Raw genomic sequence first — 6,528 nt, forward strand, 5'->3', positions numbered from 1 at the left:
CAAGAAGAAGAGAACTACTTCCCAGCTACGCCGGACTTTGAACGGCTTTTGGCCGATTTGAACCAGCCCGCCAGAGAGGACGAATATGATTATCCAAGACTCCGTACTGTTCATAACAGGCGCAAATCGCGGGCTGGGTTTGGCTTTTGCTGAGCAAGCCCTTCAACGCGGCGCAAAGAAGGTCTATGCGGGTGTGCGCAGACCCGCTGATGAGGGTAGGCCTGGGATCATACAGGTCAGACTGGATGTAACCGATCACGCCTCAATAGCAGTAGCCGCGAACCAATGCGGCGATACTACCTTGCTGGTCAACAATGCCGGCATTGCCCGTCTGACCAGCAGCACCCTTGACCCGAGTATGATCGAGGGAGCGCGGGAAATCCTCGAGACAAACTATTTCGGAATGATCGCCGTCAGCCAGGCGTTCGCTCCGATCCTTGCCAGGAACGGCGGCGGAGCGATCATCAATGTGTTGTCCGACGCCACTTGGTATGCCCGGCCTATGCTTGCCGCATATTCCGCTTCAAAATCTGCGGCTTGGAGCTTCACAAATGCCTTGCGCATCGAATTGCGGGGCCAGAAGACGACGGTGCTCGGTCTGCATGTGAGCTTCATGGATACGGACATGACCCATGGATTCGACATGAAGAAAGTCAGTCCGCAGCAGGCTGCGGAAGCCGCCTTGATCGACCTTGAGGCTAACAAGGAAGAGGTGCTCGCTGATGATTTCACCAAAGAGGTTAAGCGAAGCCTCTCCAACGGAAAGCCAATTTACCTCGACCCGCCACCACTCGGCTGAATGGCATAGCTGTGATTGGCTTCCAGTCGTCCCGGCCGGTCGATCATTAAAAACCGCCTTTGCTGAAAGCAGTCGTTGTTCGTTCCTGCTCAAGGTCAGCAACGGGTCACCCCATAGTCATCACGCCGTGTGACCTGAACGTCCGCTCTTGCCTTTTGGACGCCAAAAGCTGCCGGTCTGCTCTCGGCCCACCTGCGGTCATCGAGAAACTCGCGGCGGATGGCCGTTTCTGACGCTTCTACGCCGTTCCGGGAAGCTCGCATGCTCCTTTCCGTCCAAAAACGTTAATCCGCAGGCCGGACGTTGCCCCGGCGGCAATCCATTCTGGCCAGCCGGCGCGCGTCGCCGGCCGGTCGCTGGCGTGGCTTCAGCGCGGCTTCACCAAGACCGGGATACTCCTCTGCGGACCAGTGACGCATGTAGCAATCGCATACTCAGCGATAACCCGTCGCCATTCGCCGTCGTCCAATTCGGACTTCAGCCCGAATGTCTACTCGTGGCGGATATGAGCATCCTGTTGGTAGCGTCAGTCGCGCAGCATTGAAATTATTGAGGAATTTTGTCCGAGAGCGCTACCAAAGATGCTGATTTACTAGTTATTTCAATAACTTAGTTGATTTTGGTAGAGGGAAGGGCGCTGGAAACTAACCTTCTCCATTTTCGGCAATTCCCCAACCGTCGCGAATCTCGCGATCGAGCAGCGTCCTCCAGTCACTCATAGCCTGTCATCTCGAGATAGCCGCGCCCGGCATGGCTGCCCTCAAATCGGATCGGGCCCTCCCAATACGGAAAGCGTGTGTCCATCCAGGCTTGCGGGTTCAGCGCCCGCGTGGTCACATCTACCTCTTTTTCCGGCAATTGCACCCGCCAACGGATCGGCACGCTGCGTCCCGCGACTGCCGCCGTTTCGAGCGGCGTGACCCTTAGCGCGCCGGGGGCCTGCGGCTGCGGCCTGCCGTCGGCCTTGATCCATGTGGCCGAGGTAAAGCCCGCGCCTCCGCCGCGCAGACGAAAGCCCATCATCTTTTCGCCGCTGTCGAAATGCAGCGAGAACCAGTCCCACCCGGTTTGATCCTCAGCCAGCGGCTGCGAGGACCATTCGTGGTCCAACCACGCCTGACCGGTCACCGCAATCGCGCCCGCGGGAAGGGTCAGCGTCCCGGTCACGTGGTAGAATGGTTGCGAGTAATAATAGCTCGCCTGCCCCTTCTCGGATTTCACCGAATAGCCCTGCACTCCCTGCGGCACCAGAGGGCCTTTGGCGTCCAACGCCAGTTCGTAGGAAAACGCCTGTCCTGCCGCACGCAGATCGAGCGCCGACAGCGCATCCGCCTCTGGCAGGGCCCGGCCTGCCATCTGCCAATTGTCAATCCAGGCCGCAAAGGGCGCAGCCGTAACCCCCGCCTGGCCGATGCCGCCCCGTGCCATCCGTTCGTCCACGAATTGGTGCGTTTGCGTCGTCAGCCCCGCATGACCCATCCAAAGCTGCGGACTGGACCAGCCGGACCGCTCCACCGGGGCCAGGGCGGATCGGAAAAGAGTCCATTGCACACCATAGTCCGTTCCATCCGCAGCTTGCAGGTTGGCGGTCAAATACCACCATTCGATCCGGTAACCGGGGTGCGGGCCGTGGTCTGCCGGGAAGTTGAATGCAGTCCCCGGCTGCGGCACTGAAAACCCGTCAGCCTCTGTGCCAAGCCCAGCAAAACCCTGGCCAAAGGCAGGTGCGGCCAAGCACAGATAGATCAGCAATGCCCTAACGCTCATGTGCAAATAAGCTCAACAAATCCGATGGCGAAAGACGCGCCAGCCGCCAGGCAGGCACGGCGGCTGCGAGCCCGGCCGCCAGCAGCGCGAGCGCCGCCAGCCGCACCCAGTCACCGGGAAAAAGGTGCATCGGCAGACGCCAGCCAAAAGCCTCGACATTCACCACCGCCAGCAGAACAAAGGCGAGCCCGATACCTACAGGCAGAGCGGCCAGCATGGTCAAGGCTGCCAACAACAAGCCGCGCCAAAGCTCCAGCCATACGAGGTGGCGGCGGGGCAGACCCATGGCCCAGACCGGCGCCAGTTGCGGTAGGCGCATCCCCGACAGGGTCATGAGGCTCGCAAACATCGCCAGCCCCGCGACTCCCAGCGTCAGCACATTCAGCGCGGCTGTCACTCTGAATGTGCGCTCAAACACTTTGAGCGAAAAGACCTTGATCCCGGCCTGGTCAATCACGTTCTGCGCGGGCAGCCCGAATTCCGCCCGCAAACCCGCAGCCAGTGCTTCGGCCTTGCCGGGGGCAATCCGAATGGCATAGCGCAGGCGGGAGACGTCAGGATAGTGCTGGAGCAGTGTGTCGATCCCGATGATCACTTGGCCGATCGGGTTGCCATAGTCGGCATAGACGCCGACGATGCTGGCCCGCCAGCCACCGGGCAGCGTGATCTGGTCCCCCAAGCCCAACTCCTGGCGCCGCGCCAGTTGTTCGTTGATCAGGGCGCCGTCGCCTGTGGCGATCCGGTCCCACACCTCCGGCACTGCAGAGAGGATCGGCCAGTTGTCGCGATAGGTGGCATGATCGGCCACGCCGTATATTGCCGCGGGCTGGCCTGCGACCCGGCCCTCAATGCTCCAGATCGGCAGGACCGCGTCGCTGCGCTGGGCCAGCCAGTCGTGTATCGCCGTGGCCTCTGCTTCAGTGCGGGCGGTCACGTAAAGCTCAGAGGCGAGACGCTGATCGAGCCAGCCGGTGAAGGTCAGCCGAAAGCTCGACACCATCGTGCTGACGCCCACATTGACGGCCAGCGCAAGCAGCAGTGCCATTAGCGCCAATGACAGGCCGGGAAGCTGTTGACGCGTGTCGGCCCAAAACCATTCAGCCAATGGTCCACGCGCCAAGCGGCCGCCAAGGTGCAATATCCCCGTCAGCACGAGCGGCAGCGCCAGTGCCGCCCCCAACAGCAGTGCCGCCAGAAGCGCAAAACCCGCCTCGAGGCCGGATCCGAACTGTGCAATTCCCGCCGCCGTCAACAGGAGCACCATCGCAGCCACGCCTTGCGCGCGCAGGGCCCGCTCCGAAGCCCGCGCCCAGGCCCGAGGCTGGGCCGACGCAAGCAGCGGCAGGTGCCATAGCCGCCAGAGGCTCTGTGCGGCCGCTACCAGCGTGCCGATTACCGCGATCGCCAGCCCCGCTGCCCACACTGCGGGGCGGATCGACAGCGTTCCCGGCACATCGGCCCCGTAAAGCCCGCGCAGGGTGGCGGCGACGTCGGGCAAAAGGGCCGAGGCGACTACATAGCCAAGTGCCACGCCCACTAGTCCCGCGAGGAGGGCGAAGATCAGCAGCTCGGCGATCAGCAAAAGGACCAGCACGCGGGCCGGCAAGCCCAGTGCGCGCAGCGTGCGAAATACCTGGCGGCGCTGTTCAAAAGCCAGACCGATGGCGGAATGCACGATGAAGAGCCCCACCGCAAAGGCAAGAAAACCGAAAGCCGTCAGGTTCAGGTGAAAACTGTCGGTCAGCCTGGCAAGATCCCCCGTTTCGCTCGGCTCGCGCAGGGTCAGGCCGGGGGCTGTCACCTCTAGAGGGGCACGGCCAATCGGTTGGTCCGGCCAGAGCAAAAGACGAGAGATATTGTCCTTTGCCCCAAGCAAGACCTGCGCCTGCCCGATGTCGGTGAGGACTGTGCCAGGCGGCAACCCCTCGGCCACGCGCACGGGAGGTGTTGCTTGCTCGGTTAGTCGTGCCGCGGTTTCCGGAGCTGCATAGAGCACACCGGGCGCCGTGATGAACGGCAATAGCTCATCACCCACCGCAACATCCACCTGCTGCGCCTGCGGCGGCAAAGTCAGTGGGTCAATGCCGAGGACGCGCAACCGCACATCCCCAAACCGCATTTCACCTTCAATCACCGGCGAAGCCAGCCAGCCTGCTCGCCGCAGTCTCACAAACACCTGTTGATCCATCCGGGCCCCGTCCTCACGCACCAGTTGCGCGAGCCGGTCCTGCCCAAGGATCGCCGCTGCACGGTCATAGCTCGCCCGCGCCTCACCGTTGATCGTCTGAACCGCTGACCACAACGCCGTTGCCAGCGATAGCCCCAAAAGCAGCATCGCCAGTTGGACAGGCCGCCTGCGCCAATGCGACAAGAGCGCTGACAACCCGGTCCACACCATCAAGCCAGCCGTCCCGCGTGCAGGTGAACGTGGGCGTTCAGCCGGTTTGCCAGACGGTTGGAATGGGTAACCATTAACAGGGCGGCACCCGTTTCAGCCACCAGCGACAGCATAAGATCGAGTACAGCGTCCCCTGTTGCTTCATCGAGATTGCCCGTGGGCTCATCGGCCAAAACCAGCCGGGGCCGAGCGGCCAAGGTCCGGCCGATCGCCACCCGCTGTTGCTGGCCGGCCGACAGTTGTTCAGGGTAGCGCGTGAGGACTTGGGCGAGGCCCAGCCGTTTGGAAAGGACTTTCAACCATGCCGGATCAGGGCGGCCAGCAAGCCGAGCCTGAAAGGCAAGGTTGGCCGCCACATCAAGCGAAGGGATCAGGTTGAACTGCTGGAACACAAGTCCGACTGTTCCCCGCCGCAGGGCGGCAAGGGCTGTATCGTTCAGCCCCACAATATTGGTACCGCCAAGGTGGATTTCTCCCGCATCAGGGCTGTCGAGCCCTGCAACAAGGTGCAAAAGAGTGCTCTTGCCGCTGCCAGACTCGCCGGTCAGCGCAAGGCTCTTGCCCGCCTCCAGCGAAAGATCGATCCCGTGCAGAACATGCAACGGCCCCTCGCCAGTGGGGTAGAATTTATCGATCCGGTGCAGCCTCAGCAGCATGTTACTCCCCGGAGGTCCGCGTGCATCTGACACGGCATGCCCGTGAAATAGCGCCAAACAACGACCCCTTTCATACAGCCTCCAAACCCACTGCCTTAATTGGACAATGGGTTTTTTCAGAGGGCTCGCGTTTTGCATCTAACGCGACCTCCACTTGGAATTCGATGTACAATTACGCTCTAGCTGTGGGCTTTCGATAGGTTGTCTATTCGGACCGAACCGAGGAGACTGGAGTTACCAAGCTTCAGCACTCACCGGAGGGTCCGAATGAACATCCACAAGGATGCCCGTCTGACGCCATTGCGTCGAGAGGAGATGGCTCTTCGGTCATTGAGGGCCGTCTTTCCCAAGCTCTTGCGGCGCAAGCCTATGGTGTGTCGGCCAAGGTCGTGGCGCATCCGTGGTCAACGCCGTGGTTCAAAGGCTCGAACAGAGCGACATGCGCGCCGAATAAGCGCTATACATCATTCGCTGTCAGAAAATTCGGTGCTTCATGGCGGGTCGAAGGTCGCGGACCTATGCCGATCGGGACCGCGAAAGCCAAATCGGCCAAATCCACGCAATCTATATATATGTCTCGATGCACATTCAATCAAGGCTCAATAGGTTTGGTTCGTAACTGCGGATTAATATAGTCTGTTGTCGGCAAAATTAAGAGGGATGTATTACGATAAAATTGCTTATTGCTCCGCTTTTCGGACGGCCAAAAGCGCCGGTAACAACGACTGATTTACATTTCAAATATTTTCGGCTTGAGGAATTAAAAATTTGGCACTCCTATCATTCGAGTGCCAAAGGGGCTATGTTAAGTGTTGCAGTCGCTCTATGTGCGGCGGCAGAAAGAACCCCAATGAAATTCCGGCCACTCCACGACCGCGTCGTCATTCGGCGCGCGGAAGGCGATACCA

4 protein-coding genes and 2 pseudogenes are annotated in these 6,528 nt (G+C 60.7%); 3 read left to right on the plus strand and 3 right to left on the minus strand.

All coding sequences use genetic code 11. From position 1 onward, the window contains the following. Positions 1-85: 85 nt before the first annotated feature. Positions 86-799 carry an SDR family oxidoreductase gene (locus tag CIT26_RS08175; RefSeq protein WP_095492113.1) on the plus strand — a complete coding sequence of 238 codons (714 nt, stop codon included), beginning with the start codon at positions 86-88 and terminating at the stop codon, positions 797-799. A gap of 711 nt (positions 800-1,510) precedes the next feature. Here the strand turns inward: CIT26_RS08175 and CIT26_RS08180 are convergent. Genes CIT26_RS08180 through CIT26_RS08190 form a run of 3 tightly spaced genes read right to left on the minus strand, consistent with a single transcriptional unit; the run spans position 1,511 to position 5,620 of the window. Then, entirely contained in the window at positions 1,511-2,566 is a 1,056-nt protein-coding gene (locus tag CIT26_RS08180) for a lipocalin-like domain-containing protein (RefSeq protein WP_095492114.1), read from the minus strand. Further along, on the minus strand, positions 2,556-4,964 hold the full coding sequence (locus CIT26_RS08185) for an ABC transporter permease (protein ID WP_206072737.1): 2,409 nt from the start codon (positions 4,962-4,964) through the stop codon (positions 2,556-2,558). Before CIT26_RS08185 ends, CIT26_RS08180 begins: the two co-directional genes overlap by 11 nt. Then, on the minus strand, positions 4,964-5,620 hold the full coding sequence (locus CIT26_RS08190) for an ABC transporter ATP-binding protein (protein ID WP_031254148.1): 657 nt from the start codon (positions 5,618-5,620) through the stop codon (positions 4,964-4,966). Before CIT26_RS08190 ends, CIT26_RS08185 begins: the two co-directional genes overlap by 1 nt. Before the next feature lie 267 nt (positions 5,621-5,887). Between CIT26_RS08190 and CIT26_RS35705 the strand changes: the two are divergent. Next, a pseudogene (locus tag CIT26_RS35705) lies at positions 5,888-6,015 on the plus strand (IS481 family transposase); the annotation flags it as partial. Between the two features lie 281 nt (positions 6,016-6,296). Further along, positions 6,297-6,528: pseudogene (locus CIT26_RS37030) on the plus strand (hypothetical protein); the annotation flags it as partial.

The sequence above is a fragment of the Mesorhizobium temperatum genome, assembly GCF_002284575.1.
GTDB lineage: Bacteria > Pseudomonadota > Alphaproteobacteria > Rhizobiales > Rhizobiaceae > Mesorhizobium > Mesorhizobium temperatum.

Excerpts from the sequence above, each read along its gene's own strand:
- CIT26_RS08175 (WP_095492113.1), top strand. The coding sequence starts at position 86 with ATGATTATCCAAGACTCCGTACTGTTCATAACAGGCGCAAATCGCGGG.
- CIT26_RS08180 (WP_095492114.1), bottom strand. The coding sequence starts at position 2,566 with ATGAGCGTTAGGGCATTGCTGATCTATCTGTGCTTGGCCGCACCTGCC.
- CIT26_RS08185 (WP_206072737.1), bottom strand. The coding sequence starts at position 4,964 with ATGGTGTGGACCGGGTTGTCAGCGCTCTTGTCGCATTGGCGCAGGCGG.
- CIT26_RS08190 (WP_031254148.1), bottom strand. The coding sequence starts at position 5,620 with ATGCTGCTGAGGCTGCACCGGATCGATAAATTCTACCCCACTGGCGAG.